The organism is Plantactinospora endophytica, from assembly GCF_016862915.1.
Taxonomy (GTDB): Bacteria; Actinomycetota; Actinomycetes; order Mycobacteriales; family Micromonosporaceae; genus Plantactinospora; species Plantactinospora endophytica.
On the sequence record NZ_BONW01000039.1, the window covers coordinates 260,730 to 284,690 of the forward strand.

The window sequence follows — 23,961 nt, forward strand, 5'->3', positions numbered from 1 at the left end:
CGCGCGGAGACGCTGCCAGCCCGCTGCCCGAGCAGTCGGTCAGGTGTCCAGCACCAGGGCGACGCCGATGGTGATCATGGTGACCGCGATCAGGGCGTCGAGGACGCGCCAGGCGACCGGGCGGGCGAAGACGCGGCCGAGCAGCCGGGCGCCGTACCCGAGCGCGGTGAACCAGACGAGGCTGGCGAGCGCCGCCCCGGCGCCGAACGACCAGCGGCCGGACTGGCCGTGCGTGTTGGCGATCGAGCCGAGCAGCAGGACGGTGTCCAGGTAGACGTGCGGGTTGAGCCAGGTCATCGCCAGCACGGTGAGTACGGCGGTGCGCAGTGTCGAGGCGCCGCCGCCGTTGCCGGCCCGCAGGCTCTGGGTGCCGAACGCCCGACGGGCGGCCAGCAGGCCGTAGCCGACGAGGAAGGCGGTGCCGGCCCAACGGACCACGGTGAGCGCGGCCGGGGCGCGTTCGACCACCGCCCCGATCCCGGAGATGCCGGCGAGGATCAGCACGGCGTCCGAGACGGCGCAGATCGCCACGATCGGCAGCACGTGCTCGGCGCGTACGCCCTGGCGGAGCACGTACGCGTTCTGGGCGCCGATCGCCACGATCAGCGAGAGGCCGACACCGAACCCGGCGACGAGTACGGGCAGCAGGTCGGTGGCGGCAGTGGCCGAGGCGAGAGCCACGGAGTCGGTCGCAAGGGTGGTCGGGGCAGGAGTCACGGGCCCGACCCTAGGCAACCGGGGCGGACCACTCCAGCTAATCATTCTTACGATTCATTAGGCTTGCTTAACATGGACCTCCAGTTCGAGCAGCTTCGTACCTTCGTCGCCGTGGTCGACCACGGGTCGTTCGAGGCGGCGGCCCGGCGGCTGCACGTCACCCCCTCGGCGATCAGCCAGCGGATGAAGGCGCTGGAGAGCACCGTCGGTCGGGTGCTGGTCGAGCGGGGCCGGCCCACCCGGCCCACCCCGTCCGGCCAGATCGTGTTGCGGCTGGCCAGACAGGTCGCACTGCTCGCCACCGACGCGCTACAGGAGCTGGGGCAGGACTCGGCCGAGCCGGCCGAGTTCAGCCGAATTCCGATCGTGGTCAACGGGGACTCGCTGAACACCTGGGTACTGCCGGCGCTGGCGGTGGCCGCCCGGGAGCGGATCTGTGTCGACGTGTACCGCGAGGACCAGGACCATTCCGTCGAACTGCTCCGCCGGGGTACGGCGATGGCGGCGGTCACCTCCGCGTCCCGGCCCGTCCAGGGCTGCGTGGTACGCCCGCTCGGCCGGATGCGCTACCGCCCGATGGCCAGTCCCGAGTTCCTCCGGACCTGGCTGCCGGACGGCCCGACGGTCGAGGCACTGTCCCGGGCGCCGATCGTGGTCTTCGACCGCCGGGACGACCTACAGGAGCGCTACCTCCGGCGACGGTCCCGCCGCGCCTGGAACCCGCCACGCAGTTACATCCCGTCCTCCGGCGACTTCCCGGAGGCGATCCGGCTCGGGCTGGGCTGGGGCATGATGCCGCCCCAGCAGATCGACCGGTACCCGGCCGGCAGCCTGGTGCCGATCGACCCGGCGGCGGTGGTCGAGGTGCCGCTCTACTGGCAGCAGTGGCGGCTCGACTCCCGGCTCCTCGGCGTACTCGCCGACGCCGTCGCCGTCGCCGCAGCCGAGGCACTCGACCAGTAGCGGTCGGGCTCGCTGGCCGAGCCGCTCGACCAGTAGCGGTCAGCTCGGTGGCCGAGGCGCTCGACTCGTAGCCCGCGGTCGGTGACCGCAGGTCGGCGTTGGTGGGAAGTCGGGCGAATCGGGCGGTTAAAGATCTTGGTGGGACGAAGCCGACGAGCCCCGTGCGGCGGACTGCGCACTCCGTTACCGTCGGGACATGTCAGCCAAGGTCCTCGCGATTGTCCTGGCCGGAGGAGAGGGCAAGCGACTGATGCCCCTGACCGCCGACCGGGCCAAACCGGCCGTCCCGTTCGGCGGCATGTACCGCATGATCGATTTTGTGCTGTCCAACCTGGCCAATGGCGGGTTCCTGAAGATCGTGGTGCTGACCCAGTACAAGTCGCACTCGCTGGACCGGCACGTCACCAAGACCTGGCGGATGTCGAACCTGCTCGGCAACTACGTGACTCCGGTGCCGGCACAGCAGCGGCGCGGGCCGTGGTGGTTCGCCGGCTCGGCGGACGCGATCTACCAGAGCTTCAACCTGATCAACGACGAGCAGCCGGACTACGTCATCGTGTTCGGCGCCGACCACATCTACCGGATGGACCCCCGGCAGATGCTGGACGACCACATCGCCTCCGGCGCCGGGGTGACGGTCGCCGGCATCCGCCAGCCGCTGGCCGCCGCCGACCAGTTCGGGGTGATCGAGGTGGGCGGGGACGGCCGGCGGATCCGGGCCTTCCGGGAGAAGCCGACCGACGCGAAGGGGCTGCCGGACGCGCCGGACGAGATCTACGCGTCGATGGGCAACTACGTCTTCAGCACCAAGGTGCTCTGCGAGGCGGTGGAGACCGACGCGGCCGACAAGGCCAGCAAGCACGACATGGGCGGCAGCATCATCCCGATGCTGGTCGAGCGGGGCGAGGCCAACGTCTACGACTTCCGGGACAACGAGGTGCCGGGCAGCACCGACCGGGACCGGGCGTACTGGCGGGACGTGGGGACGCTCGACTCGTTCTACGAGGCGCACATGGACCTGATCGCCGTACACCCGGTCTTCAACCTCTACAACTACGAGTGGCCGATCTACACCGACCATCCGCCGTGGCCGCCGGCCAAGTTCGTGCACGGGCTGGAGGAGCGGGTCGGCCGGGCGGTGGAGTCGATGATCTCCCCGGGCGTGGTGGTCTCGGGCGCCCTGGTGGAGAACTCGGTCGTCTCGCCGAATGTCCGGGTGCACTCCTGGGCCCACGTGGAAGGCTCGGTGGTGATGGAGGGAGTGGAGATCGGCCGGCACGCCGTCGTCCGCAACGCCATCCTGGACAAGAACGTGGTGGTGCCGGAGGGCGCGGAGATCGGCGTCGACCTGGCCCGGGACCGCGAGCGGTACACGGTCTCCGACCGTGGCATCGTGGTCGTGGGCAAGGGCCAGCGCATCGAGCCCTGACCCGTCGGCGACCACCTCGGGATCCGGCCGCACCCGGGTCCCCTGCCCACACCCGTGCCAGATGGAGGTCACATGTCGGTCCACGCCCGCGCCGGCCAGCTCGCCCAGCCCGAGGACCTGGTGGACGTGCCCCGGCTCGTCACCGCGTACTACGCCGAGCGGCCCGATCCGGCGGACCCGGCGCAGCAGGTCTCGTTCGGCACCTCCGGGCACCGAGGGTCGAGCCTGCGGACCGCCTTCAACGAGCAGCACATCCTGGCCATCACCCAGGCGACCTGCGACTACCGGCGGGCCCACGGCGTCGACGGGCCGCTCTTCCTGGCCCGGGACACGCACGCGCTCTCCGAGCCGGCGATGGTCAGCGCGCTGGAGGTGCTGGCCGCCAACGAGGTGACGGTGCTGGTCGACAGCCGGGACGGCTACACGCCGACCCCGGCGCTCTCGCACGCGGTGCTGCGGCACAACGCTGGGCGCAGCGGCGGGCTGGCCGACGGGATCGTGATCACGCCGTCGCACAACCCGCCGCCGGACGGCGGGTTCAAGTACAACCCGACGAACGGTGGCCCGGCCGACACCGACGCGACCAGGTGGATCCAGGACCGGGCGAACGCGCTGCTCGCCGACGGCCTGCGCGAGGTCAAACGCATCCCGTACGCGCGGGCGCGCGCCGCCGACACCACCGGCCGGTACGACTTCCTCGCCGAGTACGTCGACGACCTCCCGTCGGCCCTCGACCTAGCGGCGGTACGCGACGCCGGGGTGCGGATCGGCGCCGACCCGCTCGGTGGGGCGAGCGTGGCGTACTGGGGCGAAATCGCCGACCGGCACCGCCTGGACCTGACCGTGGTGAACCCGCTCGTCGACCCGACCTGGCGGTTCATGACGCTGGACTGGGACGGCAAGATCCGGATGGACTGCTCGTCCCCGCACGCGATGGCCTCGCTTATCGACCGGCGGTCCGACTACCAGGTGGCGACCGGCAACGACGCCGACGCCGACCGGCACGGCATCGTCACTCCGGACGCCGGCCTGATGAACCCGAACCACTACCTGGCGGTGGCGATCTCCTACCTGTTCGGCAACCGCCCCGACTGGCCCGCCGGGGCGGCGGTCGGCAAGACCCTGGTCTCCTCGTCGATGATCGACCGGGTCGCCACCGACCTGGGCCGGACGCTGCTGGAGGTCCCGGTGGGCTTCAAGTGGTTCGTGCCGGGGCTGCTGGACGGCTCGGTCGGCTTCGGCGGTGAGGAGAGCGCCGGGGCGTCGTTCCTGGCCCGGGACGGCCGCACCTGGACCACCGACAAGGACGGCATCCTGCTCTGCCTGCTGGCCGCCGAGATCATCGCGGTGACCGGCCGGACCCCGAGCGAGCACTACGCCGAGCTGGTGTCCCGGTTCGGCGAGCCGGCGTACGCCCGGATCGACGCACCGGCCGACCGGGAACAGAAGGCCGTGCTGGGGAAGCTCTCCCCGGACCAGGTCACCGCCACCGAGCTGGCCGGCGAGCCGATCACCGCCACCCTGACCGAGGCGCCGGGCAACGGGGCGGCGATCGGCGGGCTGAAGGTCAGTACGAGGTCCGGGTGGTTCGCCGCCCGTCCGTCCGGCACCGAGGACGTCTACAAGATCTACGCCGAGTCGTTCCAGGGGCCGGACCACCTCGGCCGGCTCCAGGAGGAGGCGCAGACCTTGATCACCGACGTGCTGAAGAGCGCCTGACCGGACCGCTCCGCTGGGCCGACACCGCCCCGCCTCGACTGCGGCGCCGCTTCGGCGGGCAGCGCTGCGCCTCGACTGCGGCGGTGCCTGGGCCGGAGCGCCGCGCCTCGACTGCGGCGGTGCCTCGGTCGGCAGCGCCGCCAGCGCCGGCATATGTCCGAGTACGGAAGATGCCACAGAGGCATAACTATGCCTGAGAGGCATGTCCCTCGGACGACATCTGTCCCGGGCCGGCGGCCAGGCCGAGCCCGGAGGTCAGGGTGGCCCGCCGGAGGGAGAAGCAGCCGGCTCCGGCCAGCGGTCACCGGCGTCGAGCCGCTTGCGCAGCAGAGCGGCCAGCGGGATCGACTGGCCGTCCGGGCCGCCCTCGCCGACGACCAGCTTCGGCGGTTGCGGCGCGGGAGTCGCCCCGGTCAGCCGGGCGCGCAGGCTGGTCGGCACCGTCAGCAGGTAGAAGTTTCCGGCGGCGTCGACCGCGTGCACCCGGGCCAGGTCGAGGTACCAGCCGGTGAGCCGGGTGCGGTAGCGGCTACGGCCGTTGTAGGCGAGCGCCCTCAGCCGGGTCTGCCGCAGCCCCCGTTCTCGGGCCTGCGCGGTGAACGCCGCGACGAGTTCCCGCGCCTGCTCGTGCTCGGCCTCCCGGCGACGCTGCTCGGCCAGTGCCCGGGCCGCGATCGCCTGCCGCCGTTGCTCCGCCCAGTCCTCCGAGCCGTCCTGCCGCATCCCAGGACGGTACGCCCACCCCGGCTCCCGCTCCCGACCGAGCCCTGCCGGCGCCCGGTCGTCTGCCGCTCGGTCACCCGCCGGGCGGCGGCGTACCGGGATGTCTGGGCGGGTACGGGCGACCGGACGGGCCGTAGCCGGGCGACTGGCCTCCCGACGGATGCTCCGGCGGAGCGGGGTACGACGGATACGGCGGTGTCGCCGGTGCGCGGGGATATCCGGGCGGCGGGGGCGCCGGGTACCTCGCCGTCGGGGCGGGCGGGACCGGGGGTGGGATCGGCGACGGGCGCCCCGGACCGGGCGGGCCGCCGGTGTTCCGTCGACGCCGTCCGGCCCGTACCAGCAGCCAGCCGAGAATGCCGGACCCGGCCAGTACCAGCAGCAGGCAGAGCCCGCCGATGGCGTACGCGGCGGAGCTGAGTCGGAGTTCCGATCCGTCGTCCGACGGCGGGGCGGCCACCGCCGGTGACGTCCCGTCCGCCGGGGGAGTCGTGGCGGAGTCCGGACTGGCCTGCGCCCCGGCCGGTGCGACGTCGGCGGTCAGCGCCTCGACGAGGTCGAGTGCACCGTGCCCGTACTCGGGATCGCGGCCCTTGGCGCCCCGGTCGGTGGCGGTGGCGGTGAGCCGGTGCACCACCTCGGCGGCGGACAGGTCCGGGTACTTCGCCCGGACCAGCGCGACCGCCCCGGCCACGATCGCGGTGGAGTTGCTCGTCCCGTTGCTCAACTGGTAGGCCCCGGTCCGGCTGGTGGAGGCGATGTCCACCCCGGGTGCGACGAGCCCCACCGAGTCGCCGGTGACGCTGATCGGGGCGAGTTTCCCGTCCCGCCCGGTGGCGCCGACGGCGAGTACTCCCGGGTAGGCCGCCGGATAGCCGACGAAGCCGTCATCCGGCCGGTTGCCGGCTGCGGCGACCAGGACGACGTCGGCGGCCAACGCCTCCTGGACCGCCTGCTTCAGGCTCTCGCCCGCACCGGCGGAGAGGGACAGCGACACCACTCCCGCCTTGCGCTGGACCGCCTCCCGGATGGCCCGTGGCAGGTCGGCGCCGGCACCGAACTTGGTCCGCACCGTGCGTACCGGAAGGACCTTGGCCCTGGGGGCGATTCCGAGCACGCCGTCGGCGTTGCCGGACCCGTGCCCGTGCCCGGCGATCAGCCCCGCCATCGCGGTGCCGTGGCCGTCGGTGTCCTGCCGGCCGTCGGTGTCCGCGCCGGTCACGTCGACGCCGGTCAGGACGTTGCCGGTCAGGTCCTTGTGGTCGCGTACCCCGGTGTCGAGCACCGCCACCACGACCCCGGCGCCCTGGGTGATCTGGTGCGCCCGCGCGACGTCGAGGGCCCGCAGGTGCCACTGCCGGTTCCGGGTCGCGTCCGCCACGGCCGGCGGCGCGCCGACCAGCGCCACGAGCAGGCCGCAGACGGCTGCCGCGCACCAGCGCGGCAGCCGTGCGTGGACGTCGATGGCTCTCCTCACCGGTCCTTCCCGAGGACACCGCCACCTGGTTCGTGTCGCCCGGCTTCCCGGTTCGGCTCGATCTCCGGGGCCACGCCCTGCTCGACCTCCCACGGGTTGTCCGGGTCCCACTCCCGCCCGTCCGGCTCGTCGGCGTCGCGCCGGCCACGGGCGCTGCCGAGCGTGCCGGGCACGCCGGAACCGCTGGCCCCGCCGGCACCGGACCGACGGGTACCCGACCTGGCCCCGGCCGGGCCGGCCCCGATCCCGCCGGCCGCGCCGGAGCGGGCGCCGCTCGCGCCGGGCGGCCCGATGACGCCGCCGACCGGGTTGATCCCCCGGGGTACGCCGCCCGCTCGGGGTGCGCCGACGCCGCCGGGCGGGACGGCGACGCCGCCGCCGGGTCGGGCACCGATCACGCCGCCCGGCGGTACACCGGTGGTCGCCGCCGGACCGAAGCCGGGGACCTTCCCCGGTGCGCCGGTGCTGCGCGGTACGCCGCCGAGCCCGGGGCCGGTGCCTGGTGGCCCACCGAGCGGGGGTGGGACACCGATGGTCGGCGGAACCACCGGTGACACCGGCGGGGGCGCACCGACCGGCGGGCCGGGCGGCACCGGGGCCACCGGCGGGGGCGGCGCAGTGGTCGGCGGGGCGACACCGGTCAGAGTCGGACCGTCGTCCACCGGGTAGCGGGGCGGAGTGACCTGCTCCGGGGTCAGTTCGGTGTGCAGATCCGGCGGCGGGGTTCCCTCGATGAAACCGGGACGGGACTCCTCCCTTTCGGCCTCGGCCCGGCGGCGGGGCGGCGGGTTGACCACGGGCGGCCGGACGGTCCCGTCCGAGTCGTCGTCGAACTGCCGTGCGTCGTCGCCCCTGGGCACCGGCGGGGGAAGGTACTCCGGTGGCGGTTGGATCCGGCCGCCACCGTCCCGAGCCGCGCCGTCCATCTCCACCTGCACCGCGCGGGCCCGGGCGACCAGCGCCGCCTGCTGGGCGTCGCTCACCGGCGGGTCGGTGAGCAGCGTCATCGCGCCCTCGCCGAGGAAGTCGCCGGCCTTCTGGCCCAGCGCGGTCAGGCCGAAGCGCGAACCAGCCGCCCCGCCGACCACTCCACCGACGTCGCCGGCCAGCTCCACCTGCCGCTGGTAGTCGGCCAGCTTCCGCTGGTTCTCCAGGTATTCGTTGTAGATCGGCTCCAGCTTGGTGCGGGCCTGCTCGATGGCGTCCGCGACGTGCCCGATGTGCGTGGCGTTGTTCTGGGCCGCGGTCGACGTCTGCCGACTCGCCTCGATCAGCCGGTCCAACTCGACCATGTACGCGGCCGAGGCCGCGTTCTGCTCCGGCGGCCACAGCCCGGCGAGCTGGTTGCGACAGTCCTGCAACCTGCTGGCGTGGCCGCCCAGCATGCTCGACGCCCGCTCCCAGGCCGCCACCTGGTCCCGGCTCGGCTGTAGCCGCTGCCGTGCCGCGTCGACCAGCCGCCACAGCCGGGGGATGTAGTCCTCAGCCATTGCCGGCGCCTCCCGTCGACCCGGTCGGGGCGGCAGGATCCGTGCCGGGCTGCGGCCTCGTCTGCTCGGTCGGCGGCAGGACCTCGTGCACGTCGCTCACCGTCGCGTGCGCGAACGCGTCGGAGCCGCGGTAGTTGGTCGCGATCTGGTCCGCCGCCCGGGCCACCGCCTGGGTGCCCTTGTCCAGGTTGACCAGCGCCTCCAGGCTCTTCTGGATGCACTCGTCGTAGCGTTCCTGTAGGTGCAGCCAGTCGTCGCCCTCGAGCCGGTCTCCGATGGTGGCGCCCTGCTGCATGGCGTCGTGCACCGGCGGCACCTGGGTGCGGTAACCCTCCTTGAGTTCCTCGCGCATCGCCGCCGCAGCACTCGACAGACCGTCGATCTCGACGTTGATCTGGCCGATCACTGCTGCGGCTGCCGCGCCGATCGCGGCGCCGGCCGCCGCGCCGACCGATGGACCAACCGGGCTCATCGCAACCCTCCCCGTGGATGGCTGGGTCAGACGTGGTCGCGGCTCATTGTAGCCGAGGCACAACAGGGAGTTGTTTGTCAAATCGGGCGGTGTCGGGCGCCGAAGTGGACGATGTGCGCTCCGGTGTGCGGCGCCGGGCCGGCCGTACCGGTCCGGGAAGGGCTGAACAGGCCGGCATCCTCACCGGTTCGTCCGATCCGTCGTCGCCCGTCGACCCCGGTTCGTCCGATCCGTCGTCGCCCGTCGACCCCGGTTCACGCCGATGTCGCCCGGCGCACGCCTGCCGGCCGCCGACTGTCGTGATGCTGTGCCCCGATCGCCGGGCCGGACCCGGCGCGACCTCGACCGCGCTGCGGAGGCCCGGCCGACCGGGATCCGAAGCACCACATTGGAACGGGTGATACCGAATGTCCCGACGGCGCCAACTGATCGGCGCGCTGCTGGTGACGGCGGCCGTACTGGCGGGGATGCCGACCGGCGTCCAGGCCGGCGAGCGCCACCGGCCGGAGTCCCGGCACGGGTTCGACCTACAGGCCCACCGGGGCGGGCTCGGCCTGCGGGTGGAGAACAGCCTCGCCTCGTTCGGCAACGCGCTCCAACTCGGGGTCAGCACCCTCGAACTGGACGTGCAGGTCACCGAGGACCGGCAGCTCGTGGTCACCCACGACCGCCGGGTCACCGGTACGAAGTGCGTCGACACCGCCCCGGCCACCCCGGGCGACCCCGAGTTCCCGTACGTCGGAAAGTACGTCAACACGCTGACCCTGGCCCAGGTGCGTACCCTCGACTGCGGTACGAAGACGCTGGCCGACAAGCCCGGTCAGCTCGCCGTACCCGGGTCGCGGATGCCGCTGCTGCGCGAGGTCTTCGCGCTCGTCAAGCGCTACCGGGCGGACGACGTGACGCTCAACGTGGAGACGAAGGTGGAGGCCGGCGCGCCGACCGAGACCGCTCCCCGGGAGCAGTTCGTGCAGCTCACCGCAGCCGAGGTCCGGGCCGCCGGGCTGTTGAAGCAGGTCACGATCCAGAGCTTCGACTGGGGCGCGCTGATGCGGATGCGCCAGGTCGAGCCGAGGCTGCCACTGGTGGCGCTGACCAACTACGACTTCCTGCAGACCGGGCAGCCGGGTGCCTCGCCGTGGCTCGGCGGTCTCGACATCGACGACTTCGGCGGCGACCCGATCAGGGCGGTCAGGTCCTTCGGCGCCAGCGCCTTCTCCCCGGTGCACGGCTTGCCGCAGAACGGCACGGTCGGCGACCCGACCTACCGGCCGTACGTGACGAAGGAGATGGTGGCGCACGCGCACCGCAACGGGCTGAAGGTCGTGCCGTGGACGGTCGACGACGTGCCGACGATGGCGAAGCTGCTCGACGACGGGGTGGACGGCATCATCACCGACTACCCGGACCGGCTGCGTACCCTGCTGGCGCAGCGCCGGATCGCCGTGCCGAAGGGGTACGCCGCGCCGTTCGACGTCCAGGCGCACCGGGGCGGCCGGGCCACCCGGCCGGAGAACACCCTGCCGGCGTTCGCGAACGCGCTGGCCAACCCGGCGATCTCCACGCTGGAGCTGGACACCGGCGTGACCCGGGACGGCCACCTGGTGGTGCTGCACGACCGGACCGTCAACGGCAGCCACTGCGAGGACACCGCCCCGGCCCGGCCGGGTGACCGGGACTTCCCGTACGTCGGCAAGCGGGTGCACGACCTGACGCTGATGCAGCTCCGGACCCTCGACTGCGGCTCGAAGACCCTGCCGGAGCTGCCGGAGCAGGTCGCCGCGCCGGGTGCCCGGATCCCGACCCTGGACGAGGTCTTCGACCTGGTGCGCAACAGCGGCCGGCGGGACGTCCGGCTGAACGTCGAGACGAAGCTCAGCCCGCTGGTGGCGGACACCGAGCCGTACCGCAGCTTCACCGCGAAGCTGGTCCGGGCGGTCGAGCGGGCCGGTTTCACCGACCGGGTGACGATCCAGTCGTTCGACTGGCGGACCATCACCCACGCCCGGGAGCTGAACCGGCGGATCGAGACGGTCGCGCTGGTCTGGCAGTACGGCCCGGCCGAGTGCGCCAGCCTCGCCGACGAGTGCTCGCTGCGGGCGGACTACGACGACCCCTCGGTACGCAGCCCGTGGACCGCCGGGCTGGACTGGTGGCGGTACCGGGACCTGGGCAAGCTGGTCCGGGCGGCCGGTGCCGGTACGGTCTCGGCGAACTGGCAGGTGCACGATCCGGCCCAGGGTACGGTGCCGTCGGCCGACTGGTACCTGCGGCAGGATCCGGCGTACTTCCACGGTCCGACGGTCACCGAACTCCAGCGCCGGTACGGGCTGAAGGTGGTGCCGTACACGGTGGACGATCCGGCGGTGATGCAGCGGGTGATCGACCTCGGGGTGGACGGCATCATCACCGACTACCCGGAGCGGCTGGTCACGGTGGCGATCCGCAACGGCCTGCGCTGAGCCCGTCGGCAACATCGGAAAGGTGCCCTCCGGCGTCCGGAGGGCACCTTTCGCACACCCGCCCGACTCTCACCCGCCCCGTTCTCATACCCGTTCGAAGTAGCGGCGGACCTCGGCGACGACCGTCTCCAACTGCTCGTCGGCGAGTTCCGGATAGATCGGCAGGGAGAGGCACTCCCGGGCCCACGCCTCGGTGATCGGCAGGTCGCCGGGCTTGTGCCCGAGCGAGGCGTACGCCGGTTGCAGGTGCAGCGGGATCGGGTAGTGCACCCCGGCGCCGATGCCGGCGTCGTGCAGGTGGGCCAGCAGCCGGTCCCGGTGCCCGGTCCGGACCACGAAGAGGTGGTGGACGCCGCGCCGGTTCGGCGGTTCGGCCGGCAACACCAGGTCACCCACGCCGTCGAGCCGGGACCGGTACGCGGTGGCCAGCTCCCGCCGCCGCTGGTTGCTCCGGGCCAGGGTGTCCAGCTTGACCGCGAGTACGGCCGCCTGCACCGTGTCCAGCCGGGCCGCGTAGCCGACGGTGAGGTGCTCGTACTTGCTGGTGCGGCCGTGGTCGGACAGCCGCCGGATCCGGTCGGCCAGCGCCGGGTCGGAGGTGGTGACGGCGCCCGCGTCGCCGAACGCGCCGAGGTTCTTCCCGGGATAGAACGAGAAGCAGCCGATCCGCCCGTACGCGCCGGCCCGGACCACGGTGCCGTCGTCGCGGACGTACTCGGCGCCGTGCGCCTGGGCGGCGTCCTCGATCAGCGGCACCCCGGCGGCCGAGGCCAGTGCGCCGATCGCGGCCAGGTCGACCGGCAGCCCGTAGAGGTGCACCGGCAGCACCGCCCGGACCCGGTCGATCACCGACTTGAGCGCGTCCGGGTCCATTCCGCCGGTCTCGGCGTCCACCTCGACGAAGCGGGGCCGGGCGCCGAGCCAGCTCACCGGTTCGGCGGTGGCCACGAAGGTGTGCGCCGGCACCGCCACCTCGTCGCCGGGCCCGACCCCGAGGGCGGCCAGGCTGAGGTGGATCGCGGCGGTGCCGGAGGCGACCCCGACCGCGTGCGTGGTGCCGCAGAAGGCGGCGAAGGCCGACTCGAACTCGCCGACCTCCCGGCCGAGGATGAACCGGGTGTCCTCGACGACGGCGCGGATCGCCGCGTCGATCTCGTCCCGGTGCCGGTCGTACGAGGCGGCCAGGTCGACCAGGGGAATACGGGGCATGGCAGGCTCCTCTGCGTCCGGTGCGCGGCGTTGGTGCATGGCGTCAGCGGCTGGCGTCGGTGTGTGGCGTCAGCGGGTGGATGTTGGTGCGCGGCGTCAGCGGGTGGCGGGGGTCAGGTCGGGGTGCGGGCCGTCCGGGCGCGGGCGCCCGGCGTGCGGCGCTGCGGCGTCCACCGGGCCGGGTACCGGCGGCACCGGCACCGTCGCGCCGCCGGCCCGCAGCGAGGCGTCGGCGGCCTCCAGCACCGCCACCACCCGGGCGCCGTTCCAACCATCCGTCCGGGGCCGTGCCCCGGTCCGGACGCAGTCCATGAAGTGCCGCAACTCCAGGCCGAGCGGTTCCGCCGGGGAGAGCACGGGTACGTGCACCGCGTCGTCGCGCAGCCGGTAGCGGCGTACGCCGTCACCGTCCGGCTCCAGCGGTTCCGCTCCCTTGTCGTGCACGGTGAGCCGGGCGTCGGTGTTCAGGTCGTCGTAGACCAGCATCCGCCGGGTACCGACCACCGTGGTACGCCGGGTCTTCGCCGGATCGAGCCAGCTCACGTGCATGTGCGCCACCACGTCGCCGGGGTAGCCGACGGTGACGAACGTGACGTCCTCGACGCCGTCGTGCAGGTACCGGCCGCCCTGCGCGGCGACCCACTGCGGCTCGGCGTCGAGCAGGTAGTTGGCGATCGAGACGTCGTGCGGCCCGATCGACCAGAAGGTGTGCAGGTCGTTCTGGATCCGGCCCAGGTTGAGCCGCTGCGAGTGCAGGTAGAGCACGTCGCCGATCTCGCCGGACCGGATGTAGTCGCGCATCCGCTCGACCGCCGGGACGTACTCGAAGGTGTGCCCGACCATCAGCACCAGGCCGGACCGGTCGGCCGTCTCGGCCAGCGCGACCGCGTCGGCGACCGACATCGCCAGCGGTTTCTCGACGAAGACGTGCTTGCCGGCGGCGAGTGCGCGCCGGGCCAGCGGCGCGTGGCTCGGCGCCGGGGTGGCGACCAGGACCGCCCGGACCTCGTCGTCGCCGAGCACCGCGTCCAGGTCGTCGGTGGCCAGCACCTGCGGGTACCGCTCGGTGGCCGCCTGCCGCCGTTCGGGGCTGGCGTCCACCAGGTAGCGCCACCGCTTCCCGGCCAGCTTGTCGAGGTTCCGGGCGAGGTTGGTGCCCCAGTAGCCGAAGCCGATCAGGCCGAACGTATCGGTCACGATGGTGTCTCCCGGAGATCGGTGACTGTGGAAATCGTCAGGAATCACGCGCGGACGAAATATGCGACGCGAATTCCGTTCGGCAGCGACACGAGTTATCGCAATTCACCGGGATCCTGCAACGGCGGGCAGCGACCCGCCAGCCGGGTGTCCAATTCCCGACCGGCGTCACGTCGACCGGGATGACGACGGGCGAGCGTTTCGGGTATTCGGCACCAGCGCCACGGCCGGGGCGCCCTGGTCCGGCTGGCCGCAGAGCCAGGCGAGTTGTTCGATCACCTTCTCCGGTTCGTCGAACGGGTCCAGTCCGGTCACCTCGGTCGGGTTCAGCGGCGGTACCGACACGTGCGAGATCAGCGGGTGCAGCGGCCGTACGTCGGGTTCGCCGTCGCCGAGCAGGTCCTCGTGCAGTTTCTCGCCGGGCCGCAGCCCGGTGTAGACGATCCGTGGCTGGCCCGGCGCCTGTGCCGCGAGTTGCCTGGCCAGGTCGTCGATCCGGACCGGGGCACCCATGTCCAGTACCAGCGCCTCGCCGTCCCGGCCGATCGCCGCGGCGTGCAGGACGAGCTGCACCGCCTCGTGCACGCTCATCAGATAACGGGTGACGTCGGGGTGCGTGACGGTGATCGGGAGTCCGGCGTCGATCTGGGACCGGAACGCGGTGACCACGGATCCGCGACTGCTCAACACATTTCCGAACCGTACGCTGAGGAATGTGCCGGTGCCGTTGGCGGCGGCGTACGCGGTCAGCCGTTCGGTGATCCGCTTGGAATAGCCGAGCACACTGATCGGGTTGGCCGCCTTGTCCGTCGATATGTTGACGAACCTGGCGACGTCGCGAGCGGCATTCAGGACCGACAACGTACCCCAGATATTCGTCTTGATCGCCTCTCCGGGGTGCCGCTGCAACAGTGTGAGGTGTTTGAGCGCGGCGGCGTGGAAAATGACGTCGGGCCGACGTTCCCGAATGATCCGCGCGATTCCCTCGCCGTCGCGCAGGTCGGCCAGGATCAGCTCCGGCCCGTCCAGCAGCGCCCGGCCGGTGGCCGACAACTGGAGGCTGTGCAGCGCCGACTCGTCCCGGTCCAGCATCATCAGCTCGGCCGGGTCGGCCCGGAGGATCTGCCGGCACAGTTCGGCGCCGATCGAGCCGCCGGCGCCGGTCACCAGCACCCGCTGCCCGGTCAGCGCCGAGTCGGCGGTGACCAGGGCGGCGGCCACCTGGCGGCGCCCCAGCAGATCGTCGATCTCCACGTCCCGTACGTCGGCGACGCTGATCCGGTGGTCGACCAGTTCGGAGACCGGCGGCAGCACCTTGAAGTCGGCTCCGGCCTGGAGGGTGGCGGCCCGGATCTCGCGGATCAGGTCGGCGTCGGCGTTCGCCACCGAGAAGATCACCGTGGTGGCGCCGGTCTGGGCGACCGCCTCCCGGATCTCCCGTCGACCGCCCAGCACCCGTACGCCGTCGATGCGCAGGTTGTGCTTGTCCAGGTCGTCGTCGAGCAGCCCGACCGGCAGGTACCTGCCCTGCGGATCGGTGACCAGGGCGTGCAGCAGGCCCTGGCCGGCCGAGCCGAGGCCGAACAGCAGCACCGGGGTCGCCGACCGGGTGTCCGGGCGCAGCCAGCGGTCCCGCCGGTGTCGGTAGGCGACCCGGACGCAGACCATCAGCAGCAGCGCCACCGCCGAGCCGACCAGCGGGGTGCTCGCCGGGACCGGCCGGTCCGGCTGGGCGATGTCGGCCAGGAAGACCAGGATCGCGGTGCAGGCCACCGTGACCGAGAGGGCACGCAGGTCCGGCAGGCTGCCGAGCGGATGCCGGCCGAGATAGCGGCGGCCGAGCGAGGCGATGGCGGCGTGCAGCGCGGCGGCGAGCGCCCCGACGGCGAGCGCCCGGACGAGTTGGCCGGTGGTCAGGTCGAACTCGTACCTCGTCCAGGCGCCCGACCCGAAGCCGATCGTCCAGGCCGCACTGTCGGTGAGCAGGAGAGCGGCCCGGCCCAGTCCGGGCTGCTTCCGCCGAGGGGCGGCCGGCGGGGTCTCGGTCGTCGGTGCGGCGGCGCTGGGCGGCATGGAGCCTCCTGGTGTGGCGGTGTGGGCGGTATTCGGGCAGCTCAGTGGGAACTCCCGGCGGGTAAACCACACTTAAGTCCTTTGGTGAGGACTAAGGGGCCACTTTCACGTTTTTAGTGCCTTGGATGGCTTCACCCGCGATGTCCGCGCCCTGGCTCGGCCGCAGCGCGGCGCGGCCCCGGCCCGGAGCAGGCGCGACTCCGGGCCGGACCGGTCAACGGCCGGGCACCCGCACGGGTGCCCGGGGTGCCGGGACGAGCAGCAGCAGGCCGATCAGCAGCCAGGTGATCGTGCCGACCCGGTTGGCGGTCAGCATCGGCAGCCCGAGAGATCCGCCGAGCACGACGACGACCAGGCCGCTGGCGAAGCGTACGGTCGCCGGGTCCGTCCCAGGTCGACGGAGGAACCAGGCGGCGACCAGGCAGCCGAGGATCCCGGTGTACAGGAGTACGCCGACGATGCCGGCGACCGCGAGCGCCTCGATCCAGCCGTTGTCGTACGCGGCGGCCAGCCCACCGGCACCGAGGCCGAACCACGGCGACGAGCCGAGTACCGCGTCCGAGACGTACTGGAGGGTGGGGGTGTCGCCGAGCCGGCCGGCGGTGTAGAAGCCGACCAGGTCGGTGCCGTCCCCCGGTGGCCGGAGCAGTCGGGTGAGATAGTCGGCACCGGCCCACGGCGGCAGCAGCCCGTACTGCGCGGCCAGCATCGTGCACAGCACGGCCGAGGTGAGCGCCCAGACCCGGGGCCGGGCGATCCCGAACGACCGGACCACCTGCCACAGCCCGAGCGGAAGCCCGATCAACAGGAAGATCTTCGAGACGGTCAGCACGCCGCCGATCGTCAGCAGTGCCGTGGCGACGACGAACGGGACGGTCCGGTCGCGGTACCGGTGGACGGCGGCCAGCAGGGCGAGCGAGTAGAGCGCCCCGGCCTCGGCCGGCTGGTTGAAGATCCCGCTGAGCCGGCCCAGCTGCGCCGCCCGGACCGCGACGCTCTCCTGACCGGAGTGGTTCTCCCAGAACGCCCCGAGCAGCGGCGTGATGTCGTAGCGGATCGAGACGCAGGAGAGCACCGTGTTGAGGCACATCGCGACGACGAGCACGGTGCAGACGATCCGGAGCAGCCGGCGCGGGTCGGCGCCCGAACTCGCCATCAACAGGGTCAGCGTCAACACGGCGATCGGCATCAGCAGGCTGTCGATTCCGGCGAGCAGGCTGCCCGACTCGACCGCGACGGGGGCACCGGTCGGTGCCGAACCGCCGACGACGGCGACCAGGAACTCGGTGACCAGGAGCAGCAGTACCAGCGCGGCGACGGCGGTGAGCTGGATCCGGCCGGCGAGCAGGGCGACCAGCAGCAGCGCGTAGACGGCGACCTGTTCGGTCCGTACCCCGACCTGCGCCGTGTACGGGCCGAACACCGCAGCGGTGACCAGGGCGGCGACGGCGTACCAGACCGCCGGTCGGACGGTGCGGCGCCGGTCCGCGCCCGGACCGTTCCGCGGCGGGGTGAGGGGGTACCGGATGCCCGGGGAGGACGCGGGTCCGGTGCGGATCCGGGGCGGGCCGGACAGGGTGCCGGTGGGTCGTAGTGCCTCGCGCATCGCTGGAATCACCTTCGACTCTGTGCTGCCCAGCGCTGTGCCGCGAGGCGGTGTGTCCCTATTTGTAACGCTATCTGGGCAAACGGAGCAGGGTTGGTCGAGGTGACGGGAAGCGCCCCGGCCGCCGGAGGGCGGCAACGTGCTCGCCGGCCGGCTCCCGAACCGGTCGATCCTCGGCGGGCCCGACCCGGCGTGACGGTTCCGGGCCGGCCTCGTTGACCCTGGTGGCCGACCGGGGTGTCGAGCACGGTGGCCGGCCGGGACAGGGAGGGGATCCGGACCTTGACGGACGCCCAGACGCGCCCGCTCCGGGCGGCCGGTCGGCAACGCCGCATCGGACCGCCGACCGCTCCGAAGACCGCCGGTCCGGTCGCCCCGGTGCCGAGGCGTATCCGGCTGGTCCGGGTACTCCAGCGCTATCCGGTCAGCGTCCTGCTGCTGGCGCCGTACCTGATCCTGGTGCTGCCGATGGCGATCCTGCACCGGAACCCCGACCTCGGGTTCGTACTCCGGCTGCTCGGCCTGGCCCTGGCCGCCACGGTGCTGGTCGAGACGCTGCTGCTCTCCTCGGGCGGATCGGCGCGGCGCCGGACCTCCGGCGGTACCCCCGAACGAACCTTCGCGGAGGCGAACGCGGGATATCCGAGGATCTTCCTCGTCGCCCGGCTGGTGGCGGTGGTCAGCATCGTCGCCGAGATCGTCGGCGGGATCGCCGGCCGGGGCAGCATCGTCGCCCAGATCGCCGGCGCGCAGGCCGCCTCGCCGCTGGTGAACCTGGTGGCCCTGGTCTCCGGCTGGAAGTACCTCGCCTTCGCCCTCCTGATCGCCAGCTTCCACGCTGGACACGCCCGGCTGGCCAGCGTCTACCGGTGGACGGCGGCGCTGCTGGGCGTCCAGGTACTGCTGGTCTTCCTGACCGCCATCTCCGTCTCGCTCGTCGGCTACCTCACCTTCGTGGCGGCGGCGGGGTCGATCTGCGGCGTCATCCGGGCCCGCTACGTGCTGGTGGCCGCCGTGGTGCTCTTCCTGGCCTGGCCGAGCGTGTTCGCGATCCGCAACGCGATCCGGAAGGACAGCGGGGTCAGGGTCTCCAGCGAGGTGACCGCCGCCGACCGGCTCCGGTTCGACCAGCAGATCGGCCGGGCCAGCATGTACGACGTACCGGTCGACGTGGGTCAGCCCGGCCCCACCGCCTACCTCCGGTACGGCTTCGTGCCGCGCATCCTCGACCCGGGCCGGCCACCGCTGGCCACCGGTACGGCGATCAACCGGTTCCTCGGCGGAAGCGACAGGTCCTCGTTCAACTTCCTCACCCTCGGCACCGTCTACTTCGTGGACGGCCGGGCCGGCGTGGTCGTCTTCTACGGGGGCTGGGCACTGGTCGCCGGACTGCTGCTGCGGCTGCGTGGCGCACCCGGGCCGACCCGGCTGAGCCTGTTCTGTTTCGTGGTGGCCGGGCCGCTGGTCTGGTCGAACGGCTATCCCGAGTCGGTGATCGCGGCGACCCAGAACACCGTGGCGGCGACACCGGTCCTGCTGGTGCTCCTGCTGACCAGGCGTGATCCGGGCGACCGGCCGACGCCGGCACCGCCGCTCGGCCGGGTACCGGTGCCCCGGGCCGGCCGGCCGCGACGGTGACCGCCGGGTCGGGCTGGCGGGCCACCCTCCGGACCCTGCGCCGGCAGGTTCTCTCCGGCGGACGTGCCCCGGTCGCGGTGGCCGTCACCGCGACCTCCAGCCTCGGCAACCTGCTGCTCTCGGTCACCGTGGCGCACGGCGGCTCCCTGAGCGAGTTGGGCCGGTACGCGCTGGCGTTCTCGCTGTACGTCCTGGTCTCCGGCCTGGCCCGGGCCATGGTCACCGAGTCGGTGCTGGCCGAGACGGACCGGCGGGACCCGACTCCGTTCCGCCGGTCCGCCCGGCGGGTCTGCCTGCTCGGTGCCGGTGCCGGCGCCCTCGTCGGCACGGTCGGGCTGCTCGCCGGAAACCACTACCTGACGGTCGTCGGCCCGGCCCTGCCCGGGCTGGTGCTCTACGACTACCTGAAGGCGTACGGCCTCGGTGTGGCCGATCCGCGTCGGATCCTCCGGTACGAACTGGTCTGGACGGTGGCCAGCGCGGTCGCCGCCGGACTGGGGCTGGCCGGCCGGATCAGCGCGCTGACCGTCTTCGTGGTCTGGGCCGGCGCGGGTGCGGCGGTCGGCTGGGTCGGGGCGGCCCGGCGGCGCTGCGCCCTGCTGCCCGGCTGGCCGGTCGGACGCACCGAGACCAGGAACGCGCTCGCCTTCGGCCTGCACTTCCTGGTCGGCTCGGGAACCGCCCAGCTCGCCACCGCCGCCCTGGCCACGGTCGCCGGTACGGCCGTGGTCGGTGCGCTCGGCGGGGCGAAGACCGCGCTCGGTCCGATCACCCTGCTGCTCGGGGCCACCTCCGCGCTGCTGATCCCGTACCTCGCCCGGAGCAGGGACGCCGGGCCACGGGTCAGGCTGCGGTCGGCCGCCCGGATCACCGGGGCGATCGGCCTGCTGGTCGGGCCGCTCGCGCTGCTCCTGCCCGCCCTGCCGGATCCCGTCGGCCGGGCGCTGCTCGGCGCCAACTGGGCGCACGCCCGACCCCTGCTGCCGGCACTGGCCGTCGAGAGTGTCTTCATGGTGGCCGCCATGGTCGCCTTCGCCGGGCACCGGATCGAGCGGGCCGGCGCCCGTACCCTGCTGCTCGGCGCGGTGCTGGGGCCGGTCCGGGTCGGCGCGATCGTCGGCGCCGGCCACCTCTTCGGCGCGGCCGGCGCGGCCTGGGCGATGGCCGGGGTCGCCTGCTGCGCCGCCACCGGCTGGTGGTGGAGCTACCGCTCGCTGCTCCGGACCCGCGACCGGGCGGAACCGGTGCTGGAACCGGTCTGAGCCGGCCCGCCGCTCCAGACCGGCTGTCGGACGGAACTGTCGGTGTCGGTAGCGGTCAGGCCGGGGCGGCGGCCGACAGCCGGGCGAGCGCGGTACGGACCCGGTCGGCGATGTCCAGCACCTCGGGATCGGTGAGGTCGGCGTAGGTCGGCAGGTTGATGCCCCGCCGGCTCAGGTCGGTGGTGACCGGGAAGCCGTCGTCCCGGGCCGCCGCCCGGTACGGCGGAAGTTCCGGAATCGGCACGAAGAACGGCCGGGTCTCGACCCCGAGCCGATCCAGTTCGACCGCCAGCCGGTCCCGGAGCCGACCGTCGCCGGCCGGACCGACCAGGAAGGACGCCATCCACGGAGCACGTTCCACCCCGACCGCCACCGGCTGCGGCGTCAGCGCGCCGAGATCCGCGAACGCCTTCTCGTACGTCGCCACGATCTGCTGCCGGCGCTGCACCATCGCCGTACCGCGTTCGAGTTGGGCGCAGAGCAGCGCGGCGGCCAGGTTGGTGAGCCGGTAGTTGTAGCCGACCACCGGGAAGTAGTAGCGCCGCTGCGGATCCATTCCCTGGTTGCGCAGCAGCCGCATCCGCTCCGCCAGCGCCGGGTCGAAGGTGGTGACGCAGCCGCCCTCGCCACTGGTCAGGATCTTGTTGCCGAAGAACGAGAAGGTGCTGGCGTCGGCGAGCCCACCGGTCCCGGTGCCGCCGAGTCGGGCACCGAAGGACTCGGCGGCGTCGGCGACCAGCAGGATGTCGCGGCCGGCACAGATCTCCCGGAGTCGGGGATAGTCCGCCGGATGCCCGTACAGGTCGACGGCGACGACCGCCCTGGTCCGGGCGGTGACCGCCGCGCCGACCCGGTCGACGTCGACGCACCAGGTGGCCGGGTCGACGTCGACGAAGACCGGCCGGGCGCCGCAGTAGGTGACCGCGTTGGCGGTGGCCACGTAGGTCAGCGCCGGGACGATCACCTCGTCGCCGGGACCGATCCCGGCGGCGGCCAGCACCAGGTGCAGGGCGAGCGTGCCGTTGCCGGTCGCCACCGCCGTCGGGGTGCCGCAGCGGGCCGCGAACTCCGCCTCGAAGCGCCGCAGGTACGGCCCCTGCGACGAGATCCAGCCGCTGCGCAGCGCGTCGAGGACGTACGCCTCCTCCAGCTCGGTCAGTGACGGTCGGGCGACCGGGTAGCGCAGGGCAGGGTTCATGACGTGCTCCCTCCGACGACGTCCGGGGTCAGGAACGGCGACTGGGGTACCGGACCGGGGCGGCCACCGGCGACCCAGTCCAGTACCGCCGTGTAGTCCCGGGCGGTCTGCGCCCAGGTGCGGGTGGCCAGCCGGTCGGCGGCGCGTCGCGCGGCGGCGGCGTACCGGGGACGGTCGGCGAGCAGTCGTCGGACGGCGGTGGCGATCGACTCCGGGTCGTGCGGGTCGAAGTAGCTGACCTCGGCGCCCGCGAACTCCACCTGGGCGCGCAGCGGCTCCACGTCGGCACAGGCCACCGGCAGGCCCCAACTGAACGCCTCGAAGATGGCGCCGCTGGCCGCCTCCCAGAGCGACGGCACGACGACGGCGGTCGCCCGGGCGTAGAGCTGCTCCAGCGCCGGCACCGGCACGAAACCCGGAAAGACCACCCGGGTACGCAGATCCGGCGCCGCCGCCCGCGCGGTGAGCTGCCCGGCCTGCGGCTCCACCAGTGGCCCGGGGCAGACCAGCCGGTACTCCGGCAGCAGGGCGAGCGCCTCCAGCAGGTTGCGGTGGTTCTTGTGCGCGGCGGTCGAGGACGGGTACAGCAGCAGTTGCGGGTCGGGTTCCGTCGCCGTACCGGCCGGGCGGGCGTGGAACACCGGCAGCGGGATCAGCGCCGTCTTCGCCGCCACCTCGGGAAAGGTCCGCAGGAGCTGCTGGTACGGATGCGGCCAGGAGGCGACCAGGGCGTCCGCGCTGGCGATGTTCCGGGCGAAGATCTCGGTGATCGGCGCGGAGTCGTACCGCAGGTGGAACCGGCGCATGTCGTGCACCACCACCACCGACCGGCGGGCCCGGGCCGGTACGCCGCCGAACGGGTACAGGGTGACCCGGTCGTCGTCGGGCGGTACCGGATTGGCCCGGTTGCGCAGCAGCGTGACCATCCGGTGTGCCAGCGGTGCGGACCGGAGCTGGCCGGGGAGGATCCGGCGCAGCCCGCCGCCGAGCCGGGCGTCGGCGCGCAGCGGCTGCCGGACCTCGGTCCAGCGCACCCGCTCGTCGTCGGGGACCTGGCGCCGCCAACTCTCCCGGGTGCCCCGGGCGATCGTCACCTCGAGCCGGTGCGTGTCGTCTTCGGCGAGTCCCCGGAGCAGGCCGTAGGTGAACGCCTCCACCCCGGCCGAGTGTCCGGGCAGGATCGCGGTGCCATCGAGCTTGATCTGCAACTGGTCGTCCCTTCCGAGCGCGGGTGGAGTGGTTACCGGTCCACCCGGACCAGCCGGCCGGAGCGCTCGTCCGCCAGCAGTTGCCGGTCGGCGTCGACCATGATCCGGACGAGGTCGGCGAAGAGCGTCTTCGGCGCCCAGCCGAGCTTGCGGCGGGCCTTCGCGGCGTCCCCGATCAGCGCGTCCACCTCGGACGGCCGGTAGTACGCGGGGTCGATCGCCACGTACCGCTCCCAGTCGAGGCCGGCGTAGGAGAAGGCGGCGGTCACGAACTCCCGTACGGTGTGCCCGGTGCCGGTGGCCACCACGTAGTCGTCCGGCTCGTCCTGCTGGAGCGCCAGCCACATCGCCTCGACGTACTCCGGGGCGTAGCCCCAGTCCCGTACCGCGTCGAGGTTGCCGAGGTAGAGCTTGTCCTGCATGCCCGCCTCGATCCGGGCGATCGCCCGGGTGATCTTCCGGGTGACGAAGTTCTCGCCGCGCCGGGGACTCTCGTGGTTGAACAGGATGCCGTTGGTGGCGTACATCCCCCAGGCCTCGCGGTAGTTCACCGCCGCCCAGTAGGCGAAGACCTTGGCACAGCCGTACGGGCTGCGCGGGTGGAACGGGGTGTTCTCCCGCTGCGGCGGCGGGGTGGCCCCGAACATCTCCGACGACGACGCCTGGTAGTACCGGCAGTCGAGCCGGGCGGTCCGGATCGCGTCGAGCATCCGGACTGCACCGAGCCCGGTGATGTCGGCGGTGTAGTTGGGGATCTCGAAGGAGACCCGGACGTGGCTCTGCGCGCCGAGGTTGTAGACCTCGTCGGGGCGGATGTCCCGGAGCAGCCCGGCCAGCGCCGCCGCGTCGGACAACTCGCCGTAGTGCAGGAACAGGTGTGCGTCCGGGTCCCTCGGATGCAGGTCGATCCGGTCGATCCGTTCGGTGTTGAAACTCGACGACCGCCGTTTCAACCCGTGTACGACGTACCCCTTGCCGAGCAGGAACTCGGCGAGATAGCTCCCGTCCTGCCCGGTGATCCCGGTTATCAGCGCGACTCTCGGCACTGTCTGCCCTCTCCTGTTGCCATCCGTGACCGGGCCGGACCGCGCCCGGCCCCGGATCGTCGAGCGATCTGT

Annotated in this window: 17 protein-coding genes and 1 pseudogene; 6 read left to right on the forward strand and 12 right to left on the reverse strand. The window is 72.8% G+C overall.

Features of this window, described 5'->3' with window-relative positions; genetic code table 11:
- Positions 1-39: 39 nt before the first annotated feature.
- The gene (locus tag Pen02_RS32805) at positions 40-648 is read right to left on the reverse strand and encodes a LysE/ArgO family amino acid transporter (RefSeq protein WP_203870141.1); all 609 of its coding nucleotides are present in this window, start codon (positions 646-648) and stop codon (positions 40-42) included.
- A 141-nt stretch (positions 649-789) separates the two neighbouring features.
- Here Pen02_RS32805 and Pen02_RS32810 point away from each other — a divergent pair, with 141 nt between their 5' ends.
- The 3 genes and pseudogenes from Pen02_RS32810 to pgm all read left to right on the forward strand — a co-directional run bounded on the left by Pen02_RS32810 (position 790) and on the right by pgm (position 4,828).
- The gene (locus Pen02_RS32810) at positions 790-1,680 is read left to right on the forward strand and encodes a LysR family transcriptional regulator ArgP (RefSeq protein ID WP_203870021.1); all 891 of its coding nucleotides are present in this window, start codon (positions 790-792) and stop codon (positions 1,678-1,680) included.
- Between the two features lie 193 nt (positions 1,681-1,873).
- Positions 1,874-3,109 (forward strand): annotated as a pseudogene (gene glgC / locus Pen02_RS32815) (glucose-1-phosphate adenylyltransferase); the annotation flags it as partial.
- A 72-nt stretch (positions 3,110-3,181) separates the two neighbouring features.
- Positions 3,182-4,828, forward strand: coding sequence for a phosphoglucomutase (alpha-D-glucose-1,6-bisphosphate-dependent) (gene pgm / locus Pen02_RS32820; protein WP_203870023.1), 1,647 nt, complete (start codon positions 3,182-3,184; stop codon positions 4,826-4,828).
- 255 nt (positions 4,829-5,083) lie between these two features.
- Here pgm and Pen02_RS32825 read toward each other — a convergent pair whose 3' ends face one another.
- The 4 genes from Pen02_RS32825 to Pen02_RS32840 form a co-directional block, all read right to left on the reverse strand.
- Complete coding sequence (locus tag Pen02_RS32825) at positions 5,084-5,551, reverse strand: hypothetical protein (protein WP_203870024.1); 468 nt, start codon at positions 5,549-5,551, stop codon at positions 5,084-5,086.
- 73 nt (positions 5,552-5,624) lie between these two features.
- Entirely contained in the window at positions 5,625-7,028 is a 1,404-nt protein-coding gene (locus Pen02_RS32830) for a S8 family serine peptidase (RefSeq protein WP_239141684.1), read from the reverse strand.
- Entirely contained in the window at positions 7,025-8,518 is a 1,494-nt protein-coding gene (locus Pen02_RS32835; protein WP_203870025.1) for an MCP four helix bundle domain-containing protein, read from the reverse strand. The genes Pen02_RS32830 and Pen02_RS32835 overlap by 4 nt, the downstream gene beginning before the upstream one ends.
- Positions 8,511-8,990 (reverse strand): hypothetical protein, encoded by a 480-nt coding sequence (locus Pen02_RS32840; protein WP_203870026.1) that lies wholly within the window; start codon positions 8,988-8,990, stop codon positions 8,511-8,513. The genes Pen02_RS32835 and Pen02_RS32840 overlap by 8 nt, the downstream gene beginning before the upstream one ends.
- 407 nt (positions 8,991-9,397) lie before the next feature.
- On the opposite strand from Pen02_RS32840, the gene Pen02_RS32845 reads away from it, so the two are divergent.
- Positions 9,398-11,452 (forward strand): glycerophosphodiester phosphodiesterase family protein, encoded by a 2,055-nt coding sequence (locus Pen02_RS32845; RefSeq protein ID WP_203870027.1) that lies wholly within the window; start codon positions 9,398-9,400, stop codon positions 11,450-11,452.
- 84 nt (positions 11,453-11,536) lie between these two features.
- On the opposite strand, the gene Pen02_RS32850 is transcribed toward Pen02_RS32845, so the two are convergent.
- The 4 genes from Pen02_RS32850 to Pen02_RS32865 form a co-directional block, all read right to left on the reverse strand.
- A complete protein-coding gene (locus Pen02_RS32850; protein WP_203870028.1) occupies positions 11,537-12,661 on the reverse strand; it encodes a DegT/DnrJ/EryC1/StrS family aminotransferase in 1,125 nt (374 codons plus the stop codon).
- A 96-nt stretch (positions 12,662-12,757) separates the two neighbouring features.
- Entirely contained in the window at positions 12,758-13,858 is a 1,101-nt protein-coding gene (locus Pen02_RS32855) for a Gfo/Idh/MocA family protein (protein WP_203870029.1), read from the reverse strand.
- Between the two features lie 168 nt (positions 13,859-14,026).
- Positions 14,027-15,931, reverse strand: a complete 1,905-nt coding sequence (locus Pen02_RS32860; protein ID WP_203870030.1) for a nucleoside-diphosphate sugar epimerase/dehydratase — start codon at positions 15,929-15,931, stop codon at positions 14,027-14,029.
- A 214-nt stretch (positions 15,932-16,145) separates the two neighbouring features.
- On the reverse strand, positions 16,146-17,537 hold the full coding sequence (locus tag Pen02_RS32865) for a hypothetical protein (protein ID WP_203870031.1): 1,392 nt from the start codon (positions 17,535-17,537) through the stop codon (positions 16,146-16,148).
- A 378-nt stretch (positions 17,538-17,915) separates the two neighbouring features.
- Here Pen02_RS32865 and Pen02_RS32870 point away from each other — a divergent pair, with 378 nt between their 5' ends.
- Together Pen02_RS32870 and Pen02_RS32875 are read left to right on the forward strand one after the other, a co-directional pair.
- Complete coding sequence (locus tag Pen02_RS32870; RefSeq protein WP_203870032.1) at positions 17,916-19,175, forward strand: hypothetical protein; 1,260 nt, start codon at positions 17,916-17,918, stop codon at positions 19,173-19,175.
- Positions 19,172-20,437: an MATE family efflux transporter gene (locus tag Pen02_RS32875; protein WP_203870033.1), complete on the forward strand. Its 1,266-nt coding sequence runs from the start codon at positions 19,172-19,174 to the stop codon at positions 20,435-20,437. The genes Pen02_RS32870 and Pen02_RS32875 overlap by 4 nt, the downstream gene beginning before the upstream one ends.
- 55 nt (positions 20,438-20,492) lie before the next feature.
- On the opposite strand, the gene Pen02_RS32880 is transcribed toward Pen02_RS32875, so the two are convergent.
- The 3 genes from Pen02_RS32880 to gmd are packed head-to-tail and all read right to left on the reverse strand — an operon-like array spanning position 20,493 to position 23,889.
- Positions 20,493-21,635: a DegT/DnrJ/EryC1/StrS family aminotransferase gene (locus Pen02_RS32880; protein ID WP_203870034.1), complete on the reverse strand. Its 1,143-nt coding sequence runs from the start codon at positions 21,633-21,635 to the stop codon at positions 20,493-20,495.
- Positions 21,632-22,843 carry a glycosyltransferase gene (locus Pen02_RS32885; RefSeq protein ID WP_203870035.1) on the reverse strand — a complete coding sequence of 404 codons (1,212 nt, stop codon included), beginning with the start codon at positions 22,841-22,843 and terminating at the stop codon, positions 21,632-21,634. The genes Pen02_RS32880 and Pen02_RS32885 overlap by 4 nt, the downstream gene beginning before the upstream one ends.
- Positions 22,844-22,875: 32 nt before the next feature.
- Positions 22,876-23,889, reverse strand: a complete 1,014-nt coding sequence (gene gmd, locus Pen02_RS32890; protein ID WP_203870036.1) for a GDP-mannose 4,6-dehydratase — start codon at positions 23,887-23,889, stop codon at positions 22,876-22,878.
- Between the last annotated feature and the right edge of the window lie 72 nt (positions 23,890-23,961).

What these genes read in the sequence shown, in the direction of transcription:
- Pen02_RS32810 (WP_203870021.1), top strand. Translation starts at nt 790, where the DNA reads ATGGACCTCCAGTTCGAGCAGCTTCGTACCTTCGTCGCCGTGGTCGAC.
- pgm (WP_203870023.1), top strand. Translation starts at nt 3,182, where the DNA reads ATGTCGGTCCACGCCCGCGCCGGCCAGCTCGCCCAGCCCGAGGACCTG.
- Pen02_RS32825 (WP_203870024.1), bottom strand. Translation starts at nt 5,551, where the DNA reads ATGCGGCAGGACGGCTCGGAGGACTGGGCGGAGCAACGGCGGCAGGCG.
- Pen02_RS32835 (WP_203870025.1), bottom strand. Translation starts at nt 8,518, where the DNA reads ATGGCTGAGGACTACATCCCCCGGCTGTGGCGGCTGGTCGACGCGGCA.
- Pen02_RS32840 (WP_203870026.1), bottom strand. Translation starts at nt 8,990, where the DNA reads ATGAGCCCGGTTGGTCCATCGGTCGGCGCGGCGGCCGGCGCCGCGATC.
- Pen02_RS32845 (WP_203870027.1), top strand. Translation starts at nt 9,398, where the DNA reads ATGTCCCGACGGCGCCAACTGATCGGCGCGCTGCTGGTGACGGCGGCC.
- Pen02_RS32850 (WP_203870028.1), bottom strand. Translation starts at nt 12,661, where the DNA reads ATGCCCCGTATTCCCCTGGTCGACCTGGCCGCCTCGTACGACCGGCAC.
- Pen02_RS32860 (WP_203870030.1), bottom strand. Translation starts at nt 15,931, where the DNA reads ATGCCGCCCAGCGCCGCCGCACCGACGACCGAGACCCCGCCGGCCGCC.
- Pen02_RS32865 (WP_203870031.1), bottom strand. Translation starts at nt 17,537, where the DNA reads ATGCGCGAGGCACTACGACCCACCGGCACCCTGTCCGGCCCGCCCCGG.
- Pen02_RS32880 (WP_203870034.1), bottom strand. Translation starts at nt 21,635, where the DNA reads ATGAACCCTGCCCTGCGCTACCCGGTCGCCCGACCGTCACTGACCGAG.